Genomic DNA, 22,481 nt, shown 5'->3' with positions numbered 1-22,481 from the left:
ATGAATTTACGACAACAGACCATATTGCAGTTGGTTAACGATCGCCGGCGGATCAGCGTCAATGAGCTGGCGCGCGCCTCGGGCGTCTCGGAAGTCACCATCCGGCAGGATCTCAACCTGCTGGAAAAGCGCAGTTATCTGAAGCGGGTGCACGGCTCCGCCGTGGCGTTGGAGAGTGATGACGTCGACGCCCGCATGATGTCCAATTTCACCCTCAAGCAGCGGCTGGCGCAATACGCCGCCGCGCAGGTCAACGACGGCGAGACGATCTTTATCGAGAGCGGCAGCGCCAACGCCCTGCTGGCGCGCTACATCGCCGAACGCAAGCGCATTACGCTGATCACCGTCAGCCACTACATCGCCAACCTGCTGAAAGAAACCGACTGCGACGTGATTGTGCTGGGCGGCATGTACCAGAAGAAAAGCGAGACCGTGGTCGGCCCGCTCACGCGGCTGTGCATTCAGCAGGTGCATTTCAACAAGGCGTTTATCGGCATTGACGGCTTTCAGGCCGAAACCGGCTTTACCGGCCGCGACATGATGCGCGCCGACGTGGTCAGCGCGGTGCTGGCCAAGGGCGTGGAGAATATCGTGCTGACGGATTCCAGCAAATTCGGCCAGATCCAGCCTAACCCGCTGGCGCAGCCGGGGCAAATCAGCCGGGTGATCACCGATTCGCGTTTGGCGCTGGAGTATCAGCATCAGCTGAAACGTCAGGGCGTACAGGTGGAATTGGTCAACGAATAACGCAGATCACCGCCGCACCGCGCGGGCCACGCCGCGCGTCTTTCCCCTTGCACCGCAGGATTTTAAGACTATTTACCTGTTTATCCTTCCCGAGAAACCTATACTCAGTTTCGGCGACTTTTGGGCCGTAACCTGCTAATTATTCGGCCGTTAACAAAAAATGCCATTTTTTATATCGATACTGTACGGGAATCAACAGCAGGCCTGATTTATGGTTAACGCCTATACTTATAGGGCACTTCCATATAGCCAATGCTAAGGAGAAGTCATTATGATGATTATCAATAAACGTTTCGCCACCGCCGCTCTGGCACTGACTCTGGCGTTTTCACTCAGTGCCTGTTCCAACATGTCCAAACGCGATCGCAACACCGCTATCGGTGCCGGCGCAGGTGCAGTCGGCGGCGCAGTGCTGACAGACGGCAGCGCGTTGGGTACGCTGGGCGGGGCTGCGGTAGGGGGCATTATCGGTCACCAGGTTGGTAAATAACCTGACCGAGCGCCCTCGGCCGACAGGCTGGCAAAAGCGCTTTGGCGCTTTGACGTATTAACCAATAACGATGATTTCAGGTCTGTTTTACTTTAAGTCTATGGTTCTTTTGCCGTTAACGGGCTAATCCCCGGCAGCAACAACCTCAAGCCATGCCACGGCATTGCACCGCGGCATGGCGATTCACCTCAACCGCCCGCCAGTTTGACCTTCATGCCTTTGGCTTCCAGCAGTTGCTTGAGCAGATCGCGTTTATCGCCCTGGATCTCGATGACCCCGTCTTTCACCGAACCGCCGCAGCCGCATTTCTTTTTCAGCTCGGCCGCCAGTTTGTCGAGCGCAGCATCATCCAGATCGACGCCGGCGATCAGGCATACGCCCTTACCCTTGCGGCCGCTGGTCTGACGCTGGATGCGCACGATGCCGTCGCCCTTGGCGCGTTGCGGTTTAACCTCTTCCTGCTTGATGCGGCCGGTGTCCGTGGAATACACCAGGCGGCTGTTATCGTCATTCATCGGCGGTTCCTCAGGCCAAAGAGGCGCGGATCGCGCGCAGCGTCGCGGCCGGATCGGCAGATTGGGTGATCGGACGCCCAATCACCATGTAGTCCACGCCGGCGGCCTGCGCCTGCACCGGCGTCATAATACGGCGCTGATCGCCCGCCGCGCTGCCTTCTGGGCGGATCCCCGGCGTAACCAGTTGGAAAGCCTGCCCGCAGGCCGCCTTCAGCCGCTGCGCTTCGTGTGCCGAACACACCACGCCGTCCAGCCCGCAGTCGCGGGTCAGGCGCGCCAAGCGCTCGGCGTGTTCCGCCGGGCTGGCCTCAATGCCGATGCCGCGCAGGTCTTCTGCTTCCATGCTGGTCAACACCGTCACGGCAATCAACAGCGGCGCATCCGCCCCGAATGACGCCAGCGCTTCTTTAGCGGCGGTCATCATGCGCGCGCCGCCGCTGGCATGGACGTTGACCATCCAAACGCCCAGTTCGGCCGCCGCCGCGACCGCATGCGCGGTGGTATTGGGAATATCGTGGAATTTCAGGTCAAGAAATACGTCGAAGCCGCGCCCATGCAGATCGCGCACCAATTGCGGCCCAAACAGCGTGAACATTTCTTTGCCCACTTTCAGCCGGCAGTCTTGCGGATCGATACGGTCGGCGAACGCCAACGCGGCGTTCTTATCGGCGTAATCTAACGCCACAACGATTGGAGATGATTTTAAGTCATTGTTATTAGTGTTATTTTCAGACTTCATTTCTTCTACCTTCTGTAAAATAGACATAATCAGGGACTCACCCGCGAAACTGACCGCCGCATTCTACATGCCGGAGGGCAGAAATCCCAGCCGCAGCGCGCACCGGCGCTCTGTCATGTTACCGCTCACCTTTGTCATGGCGCGTCAACGAAAGCGCGTTAGCGATAAACCACGCAGCGTAAAACGCCGTAAAGATGCGTAAATTGTTGATCAGATATTTTGAATGAATTACTCAGCATTATCAGATTTTCAATCGACGTAGATGCTTTATTATTCAACCCATCGGAAGCGAATGGCTTCCTTCCTAAATAAACAGACTGGAGTCACCTATGAAAACCATCAAATATTTTGCAACCGCTGCCGCTATCGCACTGACCTCTTTCGCCACTTTCGCCGCTGAACCGATCAATAGCCAGCAGGCCGATAACCTGACCGCCACCGGCATCGTTTCCGCAGGCCACGCGACCACCCTCAGCAGCCTGGAAAAAAAGCTGGCCGCTAAAGCCGACGCTCAGGGCGCCAGCAGCTACCGCATCATCTCCGCCGGCGGTAACAACATGCTGAGCGGCACCGCGATCATCTACAAATAATGTTTCCGGTACAGGGCCCGCACGCTCGGGCCCTGCCTCTGTTTCTCGCCTAAAAAAACCCGCGTTTGCCCCGCCCTCACTTGTTACATAAATATTAAATTTTTATTACACACTAGACACCCGATCGCCAGTGGCTTAGCTTGAAGGCATCTTCCTGCAGAAAGGCTTTCAAAATGAGCGAGATATCGACACTTACCATTAAAATTCCTCTGGAACTCAAGGAAAAAATCCGTGCCGCCGCCGCTGAAAACGAATTTTCGTTGAGCGTGGAAGTGTGCCAGCGCCTGGAAAGCAGTTTCAGCGCGCCCGCCACCAAAGCAGAAAAACCGGCCAAAAAGGCGGATGACCTGCACCACGGCGAGATCGACAATCAAAGCACCGAAGAAGAAATTGAACAGCCGCTGAGCCAGAAAGAGCTGAAGAAACTCCGCCAGCTGTTGAAAACCGGCGCCAAAGGCGGCAAGAAAAAGTAAGTATGAACATAAAAAAACGGGGCGATAAATCGCCCCGTTTTATTTTGTCGCGCCGCCGCGTTATTGCCCATCCAGACCGCGGATCGGTTTAACCGACGACCAGGCGCGACACGACGGGCAATGCCAATAGAGCGAGTGCGCGGTGAAGCCACATTTGTGGCAGCGGTAACGCGGTTTGGTGCGAATTTGCTCGCCGACCATATCGCGCAACAGCAGCAGACTCTCTTTCGCCCGGCCGTCTTCAGCGTCCGCCAGGTGATAATCCATCAGCCGGTAAAACACCCGCATGGTCGGATGACGCTGCAGCTGACGGTTGATATAGACCTGCACCACGTCGCGCCCTTCGTGCTGCTCGATGATCTCGGCCAGCATCAGATCGGCGGTGGCGCCGGTGTTCTCTTCCACGCAGCGCTTAAGAAAATCGGCCCAGTTGTGCTGTTGTTCCGGCAGATGCGTGTAGCATTCCTGCAGCATCGGCAGCGTTTCGCTGACCAACTCTTTATCCTGGCTCAGTACGCGTTGCAGCGACTCTGCCGCTTTGGCGTAGTCGTTTTGCGCCATGTAGATGCGCCCGAACATGATGGACACGCGCGCACACTGTTTATCGGCGGCGGCCGCCCGTTTGAGCAGGCTCATCGCCCGATCGAGATCGTCGCTGCCCATCGCCTGCAGCGCCAACTCACAGTAAAAGTGCGCGATCTCGACGCGTTGCTTCTCTTTGCCCAGCTTGACCAGCTTTTCCGCCACGTCGATCGCTTTCTGCCAGTCGCTGGTCGCCTGATGGATCACCAGCAGTTGCTGCAGCGCCGAGACGCGAAAATCCGCTTCGTCAGTCAACTGGCTGAACATGTCTTCCGCGCGGTCATACAGCCCGGCCGCCATATAGTCGCGGCCCAGTTGCTGCACCGCCAGCAGGCGCTGTTCGAAGGTCAGAGAGGCGCTTTCCATCAAGGCCTGATGGATGCGGATGGCGCGGTCGACTTCGCCGCGCGAGCGGAACAGGTTACCCAAGGTCAGGTGGGCTTCAACGGTGTTGCTGTCCTCTTTCAACATGTCGAGGAACAGATCGACCGCCTTGTCCTGCTGGTTGGAAAGCAGAAAGTTCACCCCTGCCACATATTCGCGCGACAGGCGGTTGGCTTCTTGCTGTTTATCCTGCTGAGCGCTTCTGCGCCCCATGTACCAACCGTACGCGGCAGCCACGGGCAGCAACAGAAACAGCAGTTCTAACATAGAGGATTATTCCTTGCTGACAACAGGCTGAGCCGCCGGTTCTGCGGGCTGCTCAAGCTGCAGCTCCAGCCTTTTGATTTTGCGCTCGGCGCGACCCAGCGCAATACGCGTACGCAGGTAGAACAGGCCGCAAATGATCCAGCCGAGAACGAAACCGGCGCCAAACAGCGTGGCCAACAGGGTCGATACGCGATAATCCCCCTGCGCAACCAGATAGTTAAAATTGACCACCTGATCGTTATGCGCACCCAAGGTGACGGAAATCACGAAGATCACCAGAACCAACAAAAAAATCAGCAAATATTTCACATTCTTTCCCGCGATGCCGAGTGAATCGGATGAACGATGCCAAAATGTGGCGTCCCTAACCCTTAAGTTAGCATTTCCCGCTGCGGCAGGGAAACCCTGCCGCACGATAAAACCACATATCTGCTGGCATATTCGGCAGTAAACGGTCTTAGCGAACAAATTGATGAGAAAGCTTCTCAAAACGTCGAATTTATAAGGATATGGGGGCAACCGGGCGAATTGCAATGGCAGGAAAATGTAAGCGGTTAATGCGGCACCGGTCCGATGCCGCCTATTTTGTGACGCGGTCACATATCGATCATATCTCCGGCTTGCGCGCCGCGATTTCCTGCTGCTCTTGCGGCGGCGGCGTCAGCGGACCGAACCAGCGCTGCGCCAGCCAGCAGGTGATCACCACCAGCAGCCAACTGATCAGCGTAGCCATCGCCAGATCGCGCGGCCAGTGCATGCCCAGCAGCAGACGGCTGCCCATCACCCCCGTTGCCCACACCATCAGCAGCGCGACGGTTTTATAATGGCGGCGCGGCCACAGCAATCCTACGCCCAGCAGCGCCCAAGTGGCGGCGAACATCGTATGCCCCGACGGGAAAGCGAAGCCGGTTTCAAACTGCCAGTGCTTGCGCAGCCAGTTCGGCACCAGCGTCTGGTCTTGCAGTTGCTCGCGCACCAGCGCGCTGCGCTCTTTACGATGCAGCGAATAGAAATATTTTCCGTCCACGCCGTGGGTTTGCTCGAGCCATACCACAAACGGCCGCGGTTCTTGCACCCGATCCTTGATCAACGACTTGACCCCCTGCCCAATCACCAACGCGGCGGAAAGCAGGATCGCCAGACCGATGGCCGCTTTCAGCCGAAAGCGCAGGCACCACAAAAACCAACCGCAAAGGATAGCGCTGGTCAGAATGCCCCACGGCGAGGTCACGGTTTCGGTCACCCAGAACAGCGCTTTGAGCAGCCGTTCATTGCCGCCGGGCTGCCAATGCCAGCCGGATGCCCATACGACCAGCGGCATCAACAGCAGCAGCAGCGCGCCGCCCGCCGTACGTTTTGCTATCTCATACATTCCCGTTTTCCTCTGCGTGAATCAGGCTGCAGTGTAACAAGAGTGCAATATTGATAACACGCGAAAAATTAAACAGATAGGAAACCTATCGCAATAATAGGTGGCCAGAAAACGCCATCTGCTGGTTTGCTGAGCACCGCCCGGCAAGAAGTTGTGGCAAAATAGCCGATAATTAACGAAATAGAGATCGGCGTAGCACGTTTTAGTCTTGGTCAATTTACTGAACCGGACTTAGGATGCGCGACAATGATTGAATCGTAGGTTTTTGTGGAGAGTGACATGCAGCTGAAACGGGTGGCAGAGGCTAAACTGCCGACACCTTGGGGCGATTTCCTGATGGTAGGATTCGAAGAACTGGCGACCGGACATGACCATCTGGCACTGGTATTCGGTGATATTTCCGGCGAAGCGCCGGTACTCGCACGCGTGCATTCCGAATGCCTGACCGGCGACGCGTTGTTCAGCCTGCGCTGCGACTGCGGTTTTCAACTGGAAGCCGCACTGGAGCAGATTGCGGAAGAAGGCCGCGGCATCCTGCTTTATCATCGCCAGGAGGGCCGCAATATCGGCCTGTTGAACAAGATCCGCGCCTACGCCCTGCAGGATAAGGGCGCAGACACCGTGGAAGCCAATCACCAGCTCGGCTTCGCCGCCGACGAGCGCGACTTCACCCTGTGTGCCGACATGTTCAAACTGCTGGGCGTCGACGCGGTGCGTTTGCTGACCAACAACCCGAAAAAAGTCGAGATCCTGACCGAAGCCGGTATCAACATCAGCGAACGCGTGCCGTTGATCGTCGGTCGCAACCCGAAGAACGAACGCTATCTGGCCACCAAGGCCGCCAAAATGGGCCATTTGCTCGACCAGAAGTGATCGCCACCGCCGCGGAAACAATCAGGGCGCCTTACGGCGCCCTTTTTATTGATTAATTACAGCATTTTCCTGATCACATAGTGCAGGATACCGTCGTTTTCGTAGTAAGTCAGCTCATTGCCGGTATCGATGCGGCACCGGGTGTCGACCACTTCCTTGCGCCCGTCGGCATAGGTGATGTGCACCGGCACCGTCTGGCCCGGCTGCAGCTGTTGCAGGCCGCCAACGCTTATTTGCTCATCCCCGGTCAGCCCCAGGGTTTTGCGCGTCACCCCCTGCGGGAACTCCAGCGGCAAAATCCCCATGCCGATCAGGTTAGAGCGGTGAATACGCTCGAAGGATTCGGCAATCACCACCCGCACGCCCAGCAGGCGCGGCCCCTTCGCCGCCCAGTCGCGGCTGGAGCCGGAACCGTACTCTTTACCGGCGATCACCGCCAGCGGCACTTTCTCCTGCTGGTACTGCATGGCGGCGTCGTAGATAGACAGCTGCTGTTGTGACGGAATATGGCGGGTATAGCCGCCCTCCACGCCCGGCACCATTTCGTTGCGGATGCGAATGTTGGCGAAGGTGCCGCGCATCATCACTTCGTGGTTGCCGCGGCGTGAACCGTAGGAGTTGAAATCCTGCGGCGCTACGCCATGCTCGCTCAGGTAACGCCCCGCCGGGCTGTCGCGCTTGATGTTACCCGCCGGCGAGATGTGGTCGGTGGTCACCGAGTCGGCCAGAATCGCCAGAATGCGCGCGTCTTTGATGTCCTGCACCGGATCCGGCTTCACCTGCATGGTGCTGAAGAACGGCGGATGGCGGATATAGGTAGAATCCTCCTGCCACTGATAGGTCGCCGAACCGGTCACCTGGATCGCCTGCCAGTTGGCGTCGCCATCGAACACTTCGCCGTATTCCTTGTGGAACATCTCGGTGCGCACTTCTTCCACCGCCTGAGCGATGTCCTGGCTGCTCGGCCAGATGTCCTTCAAATAGACCGGCTGACCGTCATTACCCTCGCCCAGCGGCTCTTTGGTCAGATCGATCTTCATGCTGCCCGCCAGCGCATAAGCCACCACCAGCGGCGGCGAGGCCAGCCAGTTGGTTTTCACCAGCGGGTGGATGCGCCCTTCGAAATTACGGTTGCCCGACAGCACCGCGCCAACGGTCAGATCGCCCTCTTTGATCGCCTGCTCGATAGGATCCGGCAGCGGCCCGGAGTTGCCGATACAGGTGGTACAGCCATATCCCACCAGGTTGAACCCCAGCTCTTCCAGATAGGCGGTGAGTTTGGCGCTGTCGAAGTAGTCGGTCACCACTTTGGAACCCGGCGCCAGCGAGGTTTTTACCCAGGGTTTGCTACGCAGCCCTTTCTTGACGGCGTTTTTCGCCAGCAGGCCGGCCGCCATCATCACGCTCGGGTTGGAGGTGTTGGTGCAGGAGGTGATCGCCGCGATCACCACCGCGCCGTCGCGCAGTTCGTGCTGCTGCCCGTCCAGCGTAAAGGTTTTGCTGTCTGTCTTGGCCTTGTGACCGCCGATATCCAGCTCGGTAGCAGCCTTGAACGCCTGCGGCACATTCGGCAGCGCCACGCGATCCTGCGGGCGTTTCGGCCCGGCGAGGCTCGCCTCCACCGTCGACATATCCAGCGCCAGCGAGCTGGTGAATACCGGCTCATCTCCCGGATTGCGCCACATGCCCTGCGCCTTGGCGTAGGCTTCCACCAGCGCGATTTGTTCGGCGCTGCGGCCGCTGAGCTTCATATAGCCGAGCGTAACGTCATCCACCGGGAAGAAGCCGCAGGTCGCGCCGAACTCCGGCGACATGTTGGCGATGGTCGCCCGATCGGCCAGCGGCAGATCGGCCAGGCCGTCGCCGTAAAACTCGACGAACTTGCCGACCACGCCGTGTTTGCGCAGCATTTGGGTGACGGTCAGCACCAGATCGGTGGCGGTAATGCCCTCGCGGAGCTTGCCGGTCAGCTTGAAGCCGACCACGTCCGGGATCAGCATCGACACCGGCTGGCCCAGCATCGCGGCTTCCGCTTCGATGCCGCCCACGCCCCAGCCCAGGATGCCCAGGCCGTTAATCATGGTGGTGTGGGAATCGGTGCCCACCAGCGTATCCGGATAGGCCACGCGGCGGCCACTTTCGTCGCTGTGCCACACCGTTTGGCCAAGGTATTCGAGGTTAACCTGGTGACAAATGCCGGTGCCCGGCGGCACCACGCGGAAGCGGTTGAAGGCCTTCTGCCCCCAGCGCAGAAAGGTGTAGCGCTCGTGGTTGCGCTGCATTTCGATACGCACATTGTCTTCGAAGGCGTTGTTATCGCCAAATTCATCGACGGTAACCGAGTGGTCAATCACCAGATCCACCGGCGACAGCGGGTTCACCTGCTCGACATTGCCGCCCAGTCGCCGTACCGCTTCGCGCATCGCCGCCAGATCCACCACCGCCGGGACGCCGGTAAAATCCTGCATCAGCACGCGCGCCGGACGGTAGGCGATCTCACGGTCAGCATGGCCGGTTTGCAACCAGGCGACGATGGCCTTGAGGTCGTCAACCTGCACGGTATCGCCATCCACATGACGCAGCAGGTTCTCCAACAGCACTTTCATCGATTTCGGCAACCGGTCGATAGCACCCAGCTGCTTCGCCGCCAGCGGCAGACTGTAGTAGTAATATTCGCTATTCAGCGCAACCAGCTTATCCAGACTTGTTTCACGAAGATCGGACGACATAGCTCCTCCATTTCTTATTGTGACTAAAACAGGGTAATCAGTGAGGTCTTGTTTAAAGATACCACAAAGACAAGTTAACGTTTTGATAACAACACGATTTGATCACAACGATAGGTGAGAACAATCAAGAAGAAGGAAGTGCGAGCACAGCCAAGGGGTTAGGCCACGCGTCAACGAAAACGCCGCAACGAGGCGGCGTTTTGGCAGCGAAAATCTCACGGCTTTAGCGGGGTTTGCGCACCAGGCGGCGACATACTGTGAGCACAACTGCAGCAATGATAGCAGAGACACCCAATTTAATGGCAATGACAGCCGAGTCGAAATTATTCATCCCTATTTCACCATCACCGCTAATTTCTATGTTGTTGGAAACGAAGCTGTCGAAAATTCCGTCTGGTAGGTAGCGCAACAACAAAAATGTTAGCAACAAGAACAGAACAATCCAGAGACTTTTTTTCATTGTGATACCACGCATTTACTGTAATCAGGCTCGCCTTGAACATCTATACGACCGTACGCCATCAGCCCTCGACCTCCAGGCACTCTCACCTTTCTACGCCTTAGCAGCGCATCCCGAAGGATCTGAAAGTCAGATGCCTGATAGAGAGTAATACATCCCCAAGAAACACCGGTGCCATCTGTGTTAAGTGGATGCAGTCTAAAACTGTTTCGAAAGACGCCATTTACGGCGAGGTAGTCACTCATAGTTTCATTGCTGAAGAGACCAAACCACTCAGAATGGCGATTCTTGTAGAGATGATACAGGTCAACCAACTCAGAACGAATTTGATTTGCAATACTGCCCTGTGGTCTGTCGACGATCCAGTATGTTCCTGGAGGAATGGCGGCTTTTTCACGATCCGAACAGTTTGGGTTGTTAATGTAATGCTCGATACCCGATAACACGTCGAATGTCCCCACTCCATAGCACCGTAATTTCGCTATCTTGCCATCACTTGATAAATCAGCGTAGTTAAGCCTGCATATCTGCATAACGTTGAATTTCCTTATTCAATTATCCGAACGTTTTGCAGTCTACTTAGAGGTGAACGGGTTGAAAAGAGGACGGTGGCTTTTCAGGATGATCCTGAGAAACAAGGAAGGTGCGGGTTTCCGGGCTAAAAAAACCCGGTTTGGCAGGCGCCTAACCGGGTTTGATTTGATATCGTCAACGATTATTTAATCGGCAGCTTGATGTCCTTGAACATCGCTTCAATTTCTTCGTTGGAGCGCAGCGCCACTGCGCTGTCGACCACGTCGCGCGTCAGGTGCGGCGCGAAGCGCTGAATGAAGTCGTACATGTAGCTGCGCAGGAAGGTGCTGCGGCGGAAGCCGATTTTAGTGGTGCTGTAGGTGAAGATGTCGCGCGCATCCACCGTCACCAGATCCGGATCCTGCACCGGATCCACCGCCATGCTGGCGATCACCCCTACCCCCAATCCCAAACGCACATAGGTTTTAATCACGTCGGCGTCAGTGGCGGTAAAGACGATGCGCGGCGTCAGGCCGGCGCGGTTGAAGGCGGTGTCCAGCTCCGAGCGGCCGGTAAAGCCGAAGGTGTAAGTGACAATCGGGTAAGCCGCCAGTTCTTCGATGCTGATGCTGCTTTTTCCCGCCAAAGGATGATCGGGCTTCACCACCACCGCACGGTTCCAGTGGTAGCACGGCAGCATGATGAGGTCGTCGTACAAGTGCAGCGCCTCGGTGGCGATGGCAAAATCGGCGGTGCCCTTGGAGACCGCTTCGGCGATCTGCGTCGGCGAGCCCTGATGCATGTGCAGCGAGACGCGCGGGTAACGCTCGATGAAGCCTTTGATCACGTTTGGCAATGCGTAACGAGCCTGAGTGTGCGTGGTGGCGACGTACAGCGAGCCTTTGTCCGGGTAGGTGTGTTCACCGGCGACGGCCTTGATGGCGTCTACCTTGGACAGCACTTCACGCGCGATGCGAATGATTTCCTGGCCGGCGGGGGTGACCTGGGTCAGATGCTTGCCGCTGCGGGCGAAAATCTGGATGCCCAGCTCATCTTCGAGCATGCGCACCTGTTTACTGATGCCGGGTTGAGAGGTATAGAGCCCTTCTGCCGTCGAGGAGACATTCAGGTTGTGGTTAACCACTTCCACAATGTAACGAAGCTGCTGCAATTTCATATCTTATACCATCCTAGGTTAAACACTGCGGCTTACCCGCAGCCAGGTATATCGGTGTCGCCCCGGTATGCTGAAACTCACAAGCCATAAACCCCGTGTTCTACCCTGATGGTGAAGAAAACACCGTTGTTAATAAGCTTTAATAATAAAAAAACTTTTTATATAACCACTATACCACGATGCAGCTTCAAGTATAGATCCGCGTCACACTATGATAACGATTATTTTGCATTGGTATCAACGTGAAACGGCGGTGTCGGAGGGATAAAAACAGCAAAGGATAGATCCGTTTGCCCCTTTTCACCAATAAAAAAACCAGCCGCCAGGGCTGGTTTTTCATCTTGCAGGCAGGACATCGCCCTTACTTCTTGCCTTCGACCCACTTGCCGTCCACGTAGAACGCGGACCAACCGGTCGCCTTGCCGTCTTTTTCAGAGGAGACGTACTGCTGCTTGGTTTTACGGCTGAAACGCACCAGCGTTTTGTTGCCTTCGGCATCCGCCACCGGCGCATCGGCCAGGTAGCGCAGTTTCTCCGGCAGACGATCCTTGAAGCGAGCCAGCTCCTCCACCAACGGCGCGCGGGTCTCGCGCGATTTAGGGAAGGTGTTGGCCGCCAGGAACACGCCGGCAGCGCCGTCACGCAGCACGAAATAGGCGTCGGACTTCTCGCACGGCAGCTCCGGCAACGGCACCGGATCTTCCTTCGGCGGCGCCACATCGCCGTTACGCAAGATCTTGCGGGTATTTTTGCAGTTCTCGTTGGTGCAGCCCATGTACTTGCCGAAACGCCCCATTTTCAGGTGCATTTCCGAACCGCACTTGTCGCACTCCACCACCGGGCCGTCATAACCTTTCAGGCGGAACTCGCCCTCTTCGATCTCATAGCCGTCACACGCCGGGTTGTTGCCGCAGACGTGCAGCTTGCGCTGGTTGTCGATCAGATAGCTGTCCATCGCCGTACCGCATTTCTGGCAGCGGCGGCGGGCGCGCAGCGCGTTGGTTTCCGCGTCGTCACCTTCGAGGATGTTGAGCACTTCCGCTTCAGGCACCAGGTTGATGGTGGTTTTGCAACGCTCCTTCGGCGGCAGCGCGTAGCCGGAACAGCCGAGGAACACGCCGGTGCTGGCGGTACGGATGCCCATCTTGCGGCCGCAGGTCGGGCAGTCGATGCTGGTCATCACCATCTGGTTAGGCCGCATGCCGCCTTCTTCCGGATCCTTCTCCGCCGTTTCCAGCTGCTCGCTGAAGTCGACGAAGAACTCGTCCAGCACCGCTTTCCACTCGGCCTGGTTGTTGGCGACCTCATCGAGACCATCTTCCATGCGCGCGGTGAAGTCATAGTTCATCAGCTCGCGGAAGTTTTCTTCCAGACGATCGGTGACGATCTCACCCATTTTCTCGGCATAGAAGCGGCGGCTTTCCACCCGCACATAACCGCGATCCTGAATGGTTGAGATAATGGAGGCGTAGGTGGACGGGCGGCCAATGCCGCGTTTTTCCAGCTCTTTCACCAGCGAGGCTTCGCTGTAGCGCGCCGGCGGCTTGGTGAAGTGCTGGCTCGGGATCAGTTTCTGCAGATCCAGCTCGCTGCCGATTTCGACGTATGGCAGGGTGCGATCTTCATCGCCCTTGCGCAACGCCGGCATCACCTTGGTCCAACCGTCAAAGCGCAGCGTACGGCCCTTGGCGCGCAGCTGATAATCACCGGCTTTCACCGTCAGCGTGGTGGAATCGTACTGCGCCGGCGTCATCTGGCAGGCGACGAACTGGCGCCAGATCAGCTGATACAGCTTCTGCGCATCCGCTTCCATGTCTTTCAACTGCTCGGCGAGCACGTTCACGTCCGAAGGACGGATCGCTTCGTGCGCTTCCTGCGAATTCTCTTTGCTGCTGTACTGATTCGGCGCCTTCGGCAGGTATTTATCGCCGAAGTTGTCGCCGATGTAGCCACGCACCATGTTGAGCGCATCCTGGCTCAGGTTGGTGGAATCGGTACGCATATAGGTGATGTGGCCGGCTTCATACAGCCGTTGCGCCATCATCATGGTTTTCTTCACGCCGAAGCTCAGGCGGGTGCTGGCGGCCTGTTGCAGCGTGGAGGTAATGAAAGGCGCGCCCGGCTTGCTGCTGGTCGGTTTGTCTTCGCGATCCAGCACCGTGTAGCGGGCTTTTTCCAGCAACTTGACCGCGGCGTGAGTCTGCTCGCGGTTGACCGGCTTGAACGGTTTGTCGTGCGCGTGGGTCACTTCCATCTGCAGCGCGGTTTCACCCTTCGCCAGCAGATCGGCATGCAGTTCCCAGTACTCTTCCGGCACGAACGCCTTGATGTCGCGTTCGCGCTCAACCACCAGACGCACCGCCACCGACTGCACACGGCCGGCGGACAGGCCGCGGGCGATTTTCTTCCACAGCAGCGGCGAGACCATATAGCCCACCACGCGGTCCATAAACCGGCGCGCCTGCTGCGCGTTGACGCGATCAATGTTCAGCTCGCCCGGCTGTTTGAACGCCTGCTGGATCGCGTTTTTGGTGATTTCGTTAAACACCACGCGGCTAAAGCGTTTGTCATCTCCACCGATCACTTCCCGCAGGTGCCAGGCGATGGCTTCCCCTTCGCGGTCAAGGTCGGTTGCGAGATAAATGTGGTCGGCGTTTTCCGCCAACGATTTTAACTCGGCGACCACTTTTTCTTTACCCGGCAGGATTTCATAATGCGCTTTCCAGCCGTGGTAAGGGTCGACGCCCATGCGATTTACCAGCGCCGCCTTCTCATCTTTTTTAACTTTTTTCTTGGCTTTGTCTTCGGTTGAGTCAGCGCTCTTTTTGCTGGCTGAGCCACTGGTCGGCAAATCACGGATGTGACCGACGCTGGACTTCACCACGTAGTCACTTCCTAAATATTTATTAATAGTTTTGGCTTTTGCCGGGGACTCAACTATTACGAGAGCTTTACCCATATTTACCTTTACCTAATTTATTTCTTCTAAAAAGAAGTCTTTTATCTCGCCGTGCCGCGGCAATTCGTGTCTCTTTTTTTATATTGCGGCAGTCTGGCAAGAGATCAACAGATTTTTTTCTTTTGGTTGCCCAACTGCTCAACCTGAACGCAAGTTGTTGATCCTGCCTGCTATTCACCCATGCCCCAGAAGTATGGCTGTGTGAGTTTTATTCATGGCGTAAACAAAACCTTCCACCCGACGCCGCAAAATCCCACACTGTACCTGATAAAAAGCGTCACGCAACCTAATTAGCATGGAAAGTCCGATTTCGCCAACCGGCGGCCGCCCATGGCCATCCAGACGGCAAATAAACCTTAGTCGGTTTGCGGATAAAAGCGAACCGGCGTTAGAATATGCGCAGAGTTTTTAGTTTGGAGTCTAATAAATGCGCACGAATACTGCACCTATCGGCCGCGAGGCCCTGCTGGCGGAAGCAAATAACATCATCCGCCAACACGAAGATTATCTGCACGGCATGATCGCCACCGACGTTGAACAAAAAAGCGGCGTTTTAGTTTTTCGCGGCGAATACTTTTTGGATGCCGATGGATTGCCCACCGCCAAAACCACCGCGGTATTTAATATGTTTAAACATTTGGCTCACCTGCTTTCGGAAAAATACCACCTGGTCGATTAAGACAAGAAAACGGGGGCGCCTGGCCCCCGTTGATTCACGCTCTCGTTGCCGTTACAACAACGGCTTTTCCCCACGCTGCCACCAGCGCAGCAGCAAACGATCGACGCTTTCCGCCGCGCTGCCGGTGAAGCGATCCATCAGGCGTTTGCGGCGCGTATAGCGCACGGCGATCACTTCGTGGTTATCCAGCTCGGCGATCAGCAAATCATCGCTGGTGCCGATGGCGTCGATCAGGCCCTTCTCTTTCGCCTGTGAACCGAACCAGTGCTCACCGGTGGCGACACTGTCGATGTCGAGCGACGGGCGCTGCTCATGCACAAAGCGCTTGAACAGCTCGTGCGTTTCGTTCAGATCTTCTCGGAACTTCTCGCGCCCTTGTTCGGTGTTTTCGCCAAACAGCGTCAGCGTGCGTTTAAATTGCCCGGCGGTATGCAACTCCACGTCGATATCGTTCTTTTTCAACAGGCGGTGGAAGTTCGGGATCTGCGCCACCACGCCGATGGAACCGATAATGGCGAACGGCGCCGCCACGATGCGATCCGCAACGCAAGCCATCATGTAGCCGCCGCTGGCCGCCACTTTATCCACCGCGACCGTCAGACGAATACCGCCTTTGCGCAGGCGCTCCAACTGCGAAGCCGCCAGGCCGTAGCCGTGCACCACCCCGCCAGGGCTTTCCAGGCGCAACAGAACTTCATCCTGCGCCGACGCCACCGCCAGCACCGCCGAGATCTCTTCGCGCAGCGAGGTGACCTCGTGCGCGTCCATGCTGCCCTTGAAATCCAGCACATACAGGCACGGCTTGGCCACTTCCACCGCGCCGGACTTGGCGCGCTGCTTCTTCAATTTGTCATCAGATTTGGTCTGCTTCTTGAACTGTTTCAGCCAAACCTTCTGCTCGGCGGCATCCATGCGCGCCAGGCGCATATCGCGCTGCATCTCGCGATACTGTTCGCCGAGATCGGTCAGCTGCAGCTCCCCTTTCTGGCGGCTCTTGCGTTGCCCCAAACTGACCGCCAGGATGGCCAACGCAGCGATGGCGAGCACCACCGTGGCGACCTTGGCCAAAAACAGGCCATAAACAGATATAAACTCCACAGATTCCGCCTTTATTTACAGGTTGTTAGTATGCTTATTTCCATTTTAGCCAACCGCAGCGGCTGCTGTCGCGGCTAAATGAAAATTCATTGCGCACAGAGCATCACTATGGGGACGATTTACGGCCGAACCAAGCCGCCACCGCCGCGCTTTTGTTACAAAAGAATGCCATTTCAGCCTGCTACGCATTGAAAATGCCTGCGGATTAAGGCATATAACACCCATTATTCATCAATATGATGAGACGGATTCGCTGCGCGGCCCGCAGACGGTCGAGCCTTCGCTCCCGCCCCGGCCGCGCGTTTCACCCTTGCTCCCCGATATCCGCGGGAGAACAGCCACCCAGGCGAGGATTTATCGTGCATTACCAACCCAAACAAGATCTGCTCGAACAACGTATCATTTTGGTCACCGGCGCCGGCGACGGCATCGGCCGCGAAGCGGCGCTGACCTACGCGCGCTTCGGCGCTCAGTTGGTGCTGCTGGGGCGCACCGAGAGCAAACTGCTGGCGGTACAACAAGAGATCGCAGCCCTGGGCGGCGCCCCGGCCCTGGTGGTCACGCTGGACTTGCTGCACGCCACTCAGGAGCAATGCCGGCAGATAGCCGACGATCTGGCGCGTCAGATCCCCCGCCTTGACGGCGTGTTGCACAACGCCGGCCTGCTCGGCGACATCGCGCCGATGGCCGACCTGTCGATAACCATGTGGCAAGAAGTGATGCAGGTTAACGTCAACGCCACCTTTATGCTGACTCAGGCGCTGCTGCCGCTGCTGCTGAAATCCCACGCCGGTTCACTGGTGTTCACCAGCTCCAGCGTCGGGCGTACCGGCCGCGCAGACTGGGGTGCCTATGCGGTGTCAAAGTTCGCCACCGAGGGCATGATGCAGGTGTTGGCCGACGAGTATAAAAACCGCAATCTGCGGGTGAACTGCATCAATCCGGGTGGCACCCGCACCAAAATGCGCGCATCTGCCTTCCCGCACGAAGACAAGAACAAGCTGAAAACCCCGGCCGATATCATGCCGCTGTATCTGTATTTGATGGGCGAAGACAGCCGCCGCAAAACCGGCATGAGCTTCGACGCGCAGCCGAACCGCAAACCCGGCGCAGCCGAATAATCAGGAGCGTTTCATGGCGGAAGATCGTCATCAACAGCGCCAGCAGCGCCTGAAAGAACAGGTCGATGCGCGCATCGCCGCGGCGCAGGACACCCGCGGCCTGCTGCTGGTGTTTACCGGCAACGGCAAGGGTAAAACCACCGCCGCCTTCGGCACCGTCACCCGCGCGGTCGGCCACGGCATGCGCGCCGGGGTGATCCAGTTCATCAAGGGCGAATGGCCCAATGGCGAAAAGAATCTGCTGCAGCAACACGGCGTTGAATTTCAGGTGATGGCCACCGGTTTCACCTGGGAAACGCAAAACAAGGCCGGCGACACCGCCGCCTGCCAGGCGGTGTGGCAGCACGGCAAACGCATGCTGGCCGACAGCGGCCTGGATCTGGTTCTGCTGGATGAAGTGACCTACATGCTGACCTACGGCTATCTGGAACTGGAAGAGCTGAAGGAAGCGCTCCTGCAACGCCCTGCGCATCAAACGGTGATCCTGACCGGGCGCGGCTGCCATCGCGATCTGCTGGAACTGGCGGATACGGTCACGGAGATGCGGCCGGTGAAACACGCATTCGACGCGGGCGTGAAGGCGCAACAGGGGATCGATTGGTAACAAAACGTTCTGGCCCCGAACGGGGCCAGAATGGCGGGATTAGCTGCGTTTGCTTGGCTTGCCCGGTTTGCTGCCTGGCGCACTGCGGCGGCCGCTGCCGGCCACCTGCGAGTGGCGCTTGACCGCACGGCGGATCTGGTTGGCCTTCACGCGGCGGCGCTCACGCTCCACCGGCATTTTGCTGACCGTTTCCGGTTTCAACTCCACCAGCTCGCGCAGGTAGTTGATCGCCGGCAGATCCAGTTCAGCCCAGCCGCCGCGCGGCAGGCCTTTCGGCAGATCGATGTCGCCGTAACGCACGCGGATCAGGCGGCTCACCTGCACGCCCACCGCTTCCCACAGGCGACGCACTTCACGGTTGCGGCCTTCGGTCAGGGTCACGTTGTACCACTGGTTGAGGCCTTCACCGCCCTGGAAGCTGATGGTGCGGAAGGCGGCCGGGCCGTCTTCCAATTGCACGCCTTTGCTCAGCTGCTTCACTTTCGCATCGTCAACCTGGCCGAACACGCGCACCGCGTACTCGCGCTCCACTTCACGGCTCGGGTGCATCAGACGGTTGGCCAGTTCGCCATCGGTGGTGAACAGCAGCAGACCGGAGGTGTTGACGTCCAGGCGCCCTACCGCCACCCAGCGCGAACCGCGCAGCTTCGGCAGGCGATCGAACACCGTCGGGCGGCCTTCAGGATCGCTGCGGGTACACAGCTCGCCTTCCGGTTTGTAGTAAGCCAGCACCCGGCAAACCACCTCTTCGGATTCTTTGATCGACAGGACATGGCCATCCAGACGGATTTTCATCGCCGGCGTCACTTCAACGCGATCGCCGAGCTTGGCAACCTTGCCGTCGACGCTGACGCGCCCGGCTTCAATCATGGTTTCGATTTCACGACGCGAGCCATGCCCGGCGCGCGCTAAAACTTTCTGTAACTTTTCGCTCATTGAGCAACCTCTAATGTCGCCTTCACAGGCGTCGGGGGGATACCGCCGCGGCCAAGCGCCACGACGGTCATAATACGCTTATCAGGATCGAACCGCGTATTATACAGGCTTTCTAAGGTGTTGAAACCCACTTTATCGGCGGTGGCCCCCTTCAGACAGCGTTCACGGCGCCAAAAAATCCTCCACCGCCCACAGCACCGCGTCGGGCCGTTCCAAAATGCCGAGGTGAGTGCGAGCCTCGCCTAGACGCACCACGGAGAAAAACGGCTGTTCGGCGGCAAACGCCTGCTGTTGCCGCAGGTAGTCGTCGCGGCGATCCAACGAGTAGATGTGCCGACACGGCGGCGGCGCGCTCATGCCCGCCAGGCGTTGCAGCGGCGAGCCGTATTGCCGATAGGCCTGTTCGATGGCCACGCCGGCGGCACGCCAGAGCCGGTAATCTTCCTGCGCCATCTCGACCTCCAGATGGCGTTTGACCCGATCGTGACGGATGCCGCCCTGCCAGAAGTCGAACAAGGCGTCGCGCGCCGCCAGCCACTGCTGCGGCTGCTGCATGCGGCTCACCGCCGTAAAGAACGCCGGCTCCGGCTGCGTCATGATCCAGTCGAGAAACACCATGCCCCGCACCCGCTGCGGCAACGCTTCGGCCAACGCCACCGCCAGCCAGCTGGCGTGCGCCACCGACAGAGTGACCGCGTTATCCAAACGCAGCGCCGTCAGCAGTTGGCGCACATCCTCCAGCAAGTCGTCCGCCGTCAGCGACATCTCCGTGGCTTTTGACGACAGGCCATGGCCGCGCCAGTCGATGCTGATCACCCGATAGCGTTCGGCCGCCAGAGCGATGAACGGCTCAAACACGGTTTTCGGTTCGCACCAGCCGGGCAGCAACACCAACGTGAGCGGCCCTGAGCCGATATCCTGATAATCGAGCATCATGTTGGCACTGTGAAATGCGGTCATATTACCTCCTGCGCGTCTCTCCCCGACCCGTTCGGGGAATACCGACGGGGATAAGGTGACAGCGCAGCAGGTATTGATCTATTGAAGTTCGTGCGGAAAGTCCCCTGGGCGCACCTTATGAAAAAATGCGCACTAATTGGAATGGGAACTTAATGGCGCACGCAGGGATAGGCGGCGCTTAACGCCAGCATGATCACCGACGGTGCGGAATAATGCAGTTGCTCAGGATGCTCGTTCAAATACTGCATCACCGCGTCGGCGGCTACGCCGATGCTCATCCCGGCTTCCGGGCAGATATTGCGATTGCCCTGCATGGAATAAGTATCGAATACGCCGGCGACGTATCCCATGAACATGCCGCCATTCAGCGCTTCGGCCACGGTGGCTTCACCGCTTTTATTTTTTACGTAACCGCCGGATTCCGCCAGCAAACCGCTGCCTGAATAAAACCCCGCATTTGCCATTGAGGAAAATAATAAGGCCGCTAAAAAAGAAACCTGTTTAATCATTGCTGCGCATCCTGCCCATTATCAATTCTGAAGTAGTCAAGAATAGCGGCTTTCACGCGAAATAGCCTCGCTTCAGCCGATTTTCAGACAATGGGCAAGGTGGCAACCTTTTACATCAGCGGAAAGGCGCCGCGTCACCCGCCCCTTCGCGCACCACTTCCGGCGTGGATTCGGTCAGATCGATAACCGTGGTCGGCTGTTGGCCGAGGAAGCCGCCGTGGATCACCAGATCGACCACCTTGCCCAAATGATCGCTGATCTCTTCCGGATCGGACTCGGCAAAATCATTGCCCGGCAGCATCAGGGTGGTGGACATCATCGGTTCGTTCAGCGCCTCCAGCAGCGCCAATGCGATCGGGTTCGACGGCACGCGCAGGCCGATGGTTTTGCGCTTTTCATTCATCAGGCGGCGCGGCACTTCTTTGGTCGCCTTCAGAATGAACGTGTAGTGGCCCGGCGTATTGTTTTTGATCAGGCGGAAGGCCGTATTATCGACGTGCGCATAGGTCGACAATTCGGACAGATCGCGGCACATCAGGGTAAAGTTGTGGTTGCCGTCCAGTTGACGGATGCGGCAAATGCGCTCCATCGCCGCCTTCTCTTCCAGCATGCAACCCAGCGCGTAGCCGGAATCGGTGGGATAAACGATCACTCCGCCCTTGCGCAGCACCTCGACCGCCTGGTTAATCAAACGCGGCTGTGGGTTGTCCGGATGAATATAAAAAAGCTGACTCATGACTTGCTCCTAAAATAATGCCCGCGCGCGTTGCCACGCGCGTAAAATCAGACCGCCTGGCCCGGTTGCGGCCAATCGCGCCACACTGGCTCGACGCCGCCCGGCAGCCACAGCTTGCGCCCCAGTTCGATCCACGAACAAGGTTGATGGAAATCAGAGCCTTGCGAGGCCAACAGGTGGTAGTCCTGCGCGTACTTCGCCAGCTGCGCGCGCTCATGCGGCGCCTGCTGACACTGCGCCACTTCCATGGCGTCGCCGCCGTGTTCGGCGAAATGCGCCAGCAAACGTTTCAACCACTTCGCGGTCAGATCATAACGGCCGGGGTGCGCTATCACCGCCTGGCCGCCCGATTGATGAATCGCATCAATGGCTTGTTCTATTGTACACCACTGCGGCGGCACGTAGCCGGTTTTGCCTTTGGCCAGATATTTCTTGAACACCTGCGCCATGTTGTCCGCCACGCCAATCTCCACCAGGTAACGGGCGAAATGGCCGCGGGTCACCGCACCGGCCCCCGCTAACCGCTGGGCGCCGGCATAGGCGTCGGGAATGCGCGCTTTACCCAGACGTGCGCCGATCTCCTGCGCGCGCCGATGGCGACGTTCGGTTTGTTCCGCCAATAGCGCCACCAGCGCCGGGTGCGCGACGTCCACGCCCAACCCAACGATATGAATTTCATGATTTTCCCATAGCGTCGAGATTTCCACCCCGTTGACCAGCCGCAGCGGCAACGCCTGCTCCGCAATAGCGGCGGCGGCCTCAGCCAAGCCTGCGGTGGTGTCGTGATCGGTGATCGCCAGCACGCCCACGCGCATCTCTACCGCCCGCAGCACCAGCTGCGTCGGCGTCAGGTAGCCGTCGGAGGCGGTCGTGTGGCTGTGGAGGTCGTACAGAGTAAAGGCGATGGATGGGGGGTTACTGTCTGTCAAAACGGCTATCCGGCAATGGCTTGGTTTTCTATCATACCC

General features: G+C 57.9%; 25 protein-coding genes. 8 read left to right on the top strand and 17 right to left on the bottom strand.

What is annotated here, in order from left to right; all coding sequences use genetic code 11:
• Together ACTJJ6_RS09125 and osmB are read left to right on the top strand one after the other, a co-directional pair.
• Positions 1-747, top strand: a complete 747-nt coding sequence (locus ACTJJ6_RS09125) for a DeoR/GlpR family DNA-binding transcription regulator (RefSeq protein ID WP_004930631.1) — start codon at positions 1-3, stop codon at positions 745-747.
• Positions 748-1,018: 271 nt separating this feature from the next.
• A complete protein-coding gene (gene osmB / locus ACTJJ6_RS09120; protein WP_004945176.1) occupies positions 1,019-1,237 on the top strand; it encodes an osmotically-inducible lipoprotein OsmB in 219 nt (72 codons plus the stop codon).
• Between the two features lie 188 nt (positions 1,238-1,425).
• Here osmB and yciH read toward each other — a convergent pair whose 3' ends face one another.
• Together yciH and pyrF are read right to left on the bottom strand one after the other, a co-directional pair.
• Positions 1,426-1,752: a stress response translation initiation inhibitor YciH gene (gene yciH, locus ACTJJ6_RS09115; protein ID WP_016927535.1), complete on the bottom strand. Its 327-nt coding sequence runs from the start codon at positions 1,750-1,752 to the stop codon at positions 1,426-1,428.
• A 10-nt stretch (positions 1,753-1,762) separates the two neighbouring features.
• On the bottom strand, positions 1,763-2,491 hold the full coding sequence (gene pyrF / locus ACTJJ6_RS09110; RefSeq protein WP_028127463.1) for an orotidine-5'-phosphate decarboxylase: 729 nt from the start codon (positions 2,489-2,491) through the stop codon (positions 1,763-1,765).
• A gap of 329 nt (positions 2,492-2,820) precedes the next feature.
• On the opposite strand from pyrF, the gene bhsA reads away from it, so the two are divergent.
• The gene (bhsA, locus tag ACTJJ6_RS09105; protein WP_016927533.1) at positions 2,821-3,081 is read left to right on the top strand and encodes a multiple stress resistance protein BhsA; all 261 of its coding nucleotides are present in this window, start codon (positions 2,821-2,823) and stop codon (positions 3,079-3,081) included.
• A 173-nt stretch (positions 3,082-3,254) separates the two neighbouring features.
• Positions 3,255-3,554, top strand: a complete 300-nt coding sequence (locus ACTJJ6_RS09100; RefSeq protein WP_004930644.1) for an Arc family DNA-binding protein — start codon at positions 3,255-3,257, stop codon at positions 3,552-3,554.
• Between the two features lie 60 nt (positions 3,555-3,614).
• Here ACTJJ6_RS09100 and lapB read toward each other — a convergent pair whose 3' ends face one another.
• From lapB to pgpB, 3 genes are all read right to left on the bottom strand, one after another.
• A complete protein-coding gene (gene lapB, locus ACTJJ6_RS09095; protein ID WP_143779055.1) occupies positions 3,615-4,787 on the bottom strand; it encodes a lipopolysaccharide assembly protein LapB in 1,173 nt (390 codons plus the stop codon).
• 6 nt (positions 4,788-4,793) lie between these two features.
• The gene (locus tag ACTJJ6_RS09090) at positions 4,794-5,096 is read right to left on the bottom strand and encodes a LapA family protein (protein WP_004930650.1); all 303 of its coding nucleotides are present in this window, start codon (positions 5,094-5,096) and stop codon (positions 4,794-4,796) included.
• Positions 5,097-5,394: 298 nt separating this feature from the next.
• Positions 5,395-6,159: a phosphatidylglycerophosphatase B gene (gene pgpB / locus ACTJJ6_RS09085; RefSeq protein WP_049299398.1), complete on the bottom strand. Its 765-nt coding sequence runs from the start codon at positions 6,157-6,159 to the stop codon at positions 5,395-5,397.
• A 279-nt stretch (positions 6,160-6,438) separates the two neighbouring features.
• Here pgpB and ribA point away from each other — a divergent pair, with 279 nt between their 5' ends.
• Complete coding sequence (gene ribA / locus ACTJJ6_RS09080) at positions 6,439-7,032, top strand: GTP cyclohydrolase II (protein ID WP_004930678.1); 594 nt, start codon at positions 6,439-6,441, stop codon at positions 7,030-7,032.
• Positions 7,033-7,088: 56 nt separating this feature from the next.
• On the opposite strand, the gene acnA is transcribed toward ribA, so the two are convergent.
• From acnA to topA, 6 genes are all read right to left on the bottom strand, one after another.
• On the bottom strand, positions 7,089-9,761 hold the full coding sequence (gene acnA / locus ACTJJ6_RS09075) for an aconitate hydratase AcnA (protein WP_049299400.1): 2,673 nt from the start codon (positions 9,759-9,761) through the stop codon (positions 7,089-7,091).
• Between the two features lie 223 nt (positions 9,762-9,984).
• Complete coding sequence (locus tag ACTJJ6_RS09070; RefSeq protein ID WP_079449787.1) at positions 9,985-10,221, bottom strand: hypothetical protein; 237 nt, start codon at positions 10,219-10,221, stop codon at positions 9,985-9,987.
• On the bottom strand, positions 10,218-10,682 hold the full coding sequence (locus ACTJJ6_RS09065; protein WP_313958302.1) for a DUF2778 domain-containing protein: 465 nt from the start codon (positions 10,680-10,682) through the stop codon (positions 10,218-10,220). The genes ACTJJ6_RS09070 and ACTJJ6_RS09065 overlap by 4 nt, the downstream gene beginning before the upstream one ends.
• 254 nt (positions 10,683-10,936) lie before the next feature.
• Positions 10,937-11,911 carry an HTH-type transcriptional regulator CysB gene (cysB, locus tag ACTJJ6_RS09060; protein ID WP_004930690.1) on the bottom strand — a complete coding sequence of 325 codons (975 nt, stop codon included), beginning with the start codon at positions 11,909-11,911 and terminating at the stop codon, positions 10,937-10,939.
• A gap of 221 nt (positions 11,912-12,132) precedes the next feature.
• Positions 12,133-12,267 (bottom strand): hypothetical protein, encoded by a 135-nt coding sequence (locus tag ACTJJ6_RS09055; RefSeq protein ID WP_255253503.1) that lies wholly within the window; start codon positions 12,265-12,267, stop codon positions 12,133-12,135.
• 5 nt (positions 12,268-12,272) lie between these two features.
• Positions 12,273-14,870, bottom strand: a complete 2,598-nt coding sequence (gene topA, locus ACTJJ6_RS09050; RefSeq protein WP_004930691.1) for a type I DNA topoisomerase — start codon at positions 14,868-14,870, stop codon at positions 12,273-12,275.
• 427 nt (positions 14,871-15,297) lie between these two features.
• Between topA and ACTJJ6_RS09045 the strand changes: the two genes are divergently transcribed.
• A complete protein-coding gene (locus tag ACTJJ6_RS09045) occupies positions 15,298-15,549 on the top strand; it encodes a YciN family protein (RefSeq protein ID WP_004930700.1) in 252 nt (83 codons plus the stop codon).
• A 51-nt stretch (positions 15,550-15,600) separates the two neighbouring features.
• Here ACTJJ6_RS09045 and sohB read toward each other — a convergent pair whose 3' ends face one another.
• Positions 15,601-16,647: a protease SohB gene (sohB, locus tag ACTJJ6_RS09040; RefSeq protein WP_004930703.1), complete on the bottom strand. Its 1,047-nt coding sequence runs from the start codon at positions 16,645-16,647 to the stop codon at positions 15,601-15,603.
• A gap of 359 nt (positions 16,648-17,006) precedes the next feature.
• Here sohB and ACTJJ6_RS09035 point away from each other — a divergent pair, with 359 nt between their 5' ends.
• Positions 17,007-17,768 (top strand): YciK family oxidoreductase, encoded by a 762-nt coding sequence (locus tag ACTJJ6_RS09035; RefSeq protein ID WP_016927526.1) that lies wholly within the window; start codon positions 17,007-17,009, stop codon positions 17,766-17,768.
• 13 nt (positions 17,769-17,781) lie between these two features.
• Positions 17,782-18,372 (top strand): cob(I)yrinic acid a,c-diamide adenosyltransferase, encoded by a 591-nt coding sequence (gene cobO / locus ACTJJ6_RS09030; RefSeq protein WP_016927525.1) that lies wholly within the window; start codon positions 17,782-17,784, stop codon positions 18,370-18,372.
• Positions 18,373-18,411: 39 nt separating this feature from the next.
• On the opposite strand, the gene rluB is transcribed toward cobO, so the two are convergent.
• The 5 genes from rluB to rnm all read right to left on the bottom strand — a co-directional run bounded on the left by rluB (position 18,412) and on the right by rnm (position 22,442).
• Positions 18,412-19,308: a 23S rRNA pseudouridine(2605) synthase RluB gene (rluB, locus tag ACTJJ6_RS09025; RefSeq protein ID WP_015378049.1), complete on the bottom strand. Its 897-nt coding sequence runs from the start codon at positions 19,306-19,308 to the stop codon at positions 18,412-18,414.
• A gap of 162 nt (positions 19,309-19,470) precedes the next feature.
• Positions 19,471-20,268: an alpha/beta fold hydrolase gene (locus ACTJJ6_RS09020; protein ID WP_033640137.1), complete on the bottom strand. Its 798-nt coding sequence runs from the start codon at positions 20,266-20,268 to the stop codon at positions 19,471-19,473.
• Positions 20,269-20,417: 149 nt separating this feature from the next.
• Positions 20,418-20,777, bottom strand: coding sequence for a Rap1a/Tai family immunity protein (locus ACTJJ6_RS09015; RefSeq protein ID WP_016927523.1), 360 nt, complete (start codon positions 20,775-20,777; stop codon positions 20,418-20,420).
• A 115-nt stretch (positions 20,778-20,892) separates the two neighbouring features.
• Positions 20,893-21,513 carry an L-threonylcarbamoyladenylate synthase gene (locus tag ACTJJ6_RS09010; protein WP_016927522.1) on the bottom strand — a complete coding sequence of 207 codons (621 nt, stop codon included), beginning with the start codon at positions 21,511-21,513 and terminating at the stop codon, positions 20,893-20,895.
• Positions 21,514-21,560: 47 nt separating this feature from the next.
• Positions 21,561-22,442 carry an RNase RNM gene (rnm, locus tag ACTJJ6_RS09005; RefSeq protein ID WP_016927521.1) on the bottom strand — a complete coding sequence of 294 codons (882 nt, stop codon included), beginning with the start codon at positions 22,440-22,442 and terminating at the stop codon, positions 21,561-21,563.
• Positions 22,443-22,481: the final 39 nt, after the last annotated feature.

Source organism: Serratia sp. 22278 (assembly GCF_052045405.1).
GTDB lineage: Bacteria > Pseudomonadota > Gammaproteobacteria > Enterobacterales > Enterobacteriaceae > Serratia > Serratia marcescens.
The sequence above is the reverse complement of the archived record's forward strand: the minus strand, read 5'-3'. Positions and strand labels throughout refer to the sequence as shown.

Coding starts and splice junctions, on each gene's coding strand:
- ACTJJ6_RS09125 (WP_004930631.1), top strand. CDS start 1: ATGAATTTACGACAACAGACCATATTGCAGTTGGTTAACGATCGCCGG.
- pyrF (WP_028127463.1), bottom strand. CDS start 2,491: ATGAAGTCTGAAAATAACACTAATAACAATGACTTAAAATCATCTCCA.
- ribA (WP_004930678.1), top strand. CDS start 6,439: ATGCAGCTGAAACGGGTGGCAGAGGCTAAACTGCCGACACCTTGGGGC.
- ACTJJ6_RS09010 (WP_016927522.1), bottom strand. CDS start 21,513: ATGAGTCAGCTTTTTTATATTCATCCGGACAACCCACAGCCGCGTTTG.
- ACTJJ6_RS09020 (WP_033640137.1), bottom strand. CDS start 20,268: ATGACCGCATTTCACAGTGCCAACATGATGCTCGATTATCAGGATATC.
- yciH (WP_016927535.1), bottom strand. CDS start 1,752: ATGAATGACGATAACAGCCGCCTGGTGTATTCCACGGACACCGGCCGC.
- ACTJJ6_RS09045 (WP_004930700.1), top strand. CDS start 15,298: ATGCGCACGAATACTGCACCTATCGGCCGCGAGGCCCTGCTGGCGGAA.
- lapB (WP_143779055.1), bottom strand. CDS start 4,787: ATGTTAGAACTGCTGTTTCTGTTGCTGCCCGTGGCTGCCGCGTACGGT.
- cobO (WP_016927525.1), top strand. CDS start 17,782: ATGGCGGAAGATCGTCATCAACAGCGCCAGCAGCGCCTGAAAGAACAG.
- ACTJJ6_RS09015 (WP_016927523.1), bottom strand. CDS start 20,777: ATGATTAAACAGGTTTCTTTTTTAGCGGCCTTATTATTTTCCTCAATG.
- pgpB (WP_049299398.1), bottom strand. CDS start 6,159: ATGTATGAGATAGCAAAACGTACGGCGGGCGGCGCGCTGCTGCTGCTG.
- ACTJJ6_RS09100 (WP_004930644.1), top strand. CDS start 3,255: ATGAGCGAGATATCGACACTTACCATTAAAATTCCTCTGGAACTCAAG.
- osmB (WP_004945176.1), top strand. CDS start 1,019: ATGATGATTATCAATAAACGTTTCGCCACCGCCGCTCTGGCACTGACT.
- acnA (WP_049299400.1), bottom strand. CDS start 9,761: ATGTCGTCCGATCTTCGTGAAACAAGTCTGGATAAGCTGGTTGCGCTG.
- bhsA (WP_016927533.1), top strand. CDS start 2,821: ATGAAAACCATCAAATATTTTGCAACCGCTGCCGCTATCGCACTGACC.
- topA (WP_004930691.1), bottom strand. CDS start 14,870: ATGGGTAAAGCTCTCGTAATAGTTGAGTCCCCGGCAAAAGCCAAAACT.
- ACTJJ6_RS09055 (WP_255253503.1), bottom strand. CDS start 12,267: ATGTCCTGCCTGCAAGATGAAAAACCAGCCCTGGCGGCTGGTTTTTTT.
- rluB (WP_015378049.1), bottom strand. CDS start 19,308: ATGAGCGAAAAGTTACAGAAAGTTTTAGCGCGCGCCGGGCATGGCTCG.
- ACTJJ6_RS09070 (WP_079449787.1), bottom strand. CDS start 10,221: ATGAAAAAAAGTCTCTGGATTGTTCTGTTCTTGTTGCTAACATTTTTG.
- cysB (WP_004930690.1), bottom strand. CDS start 11,911: ATGAAATTGCAGCAGCTTCGTTACATTGTGGAAGTGGTTAACCACAAC.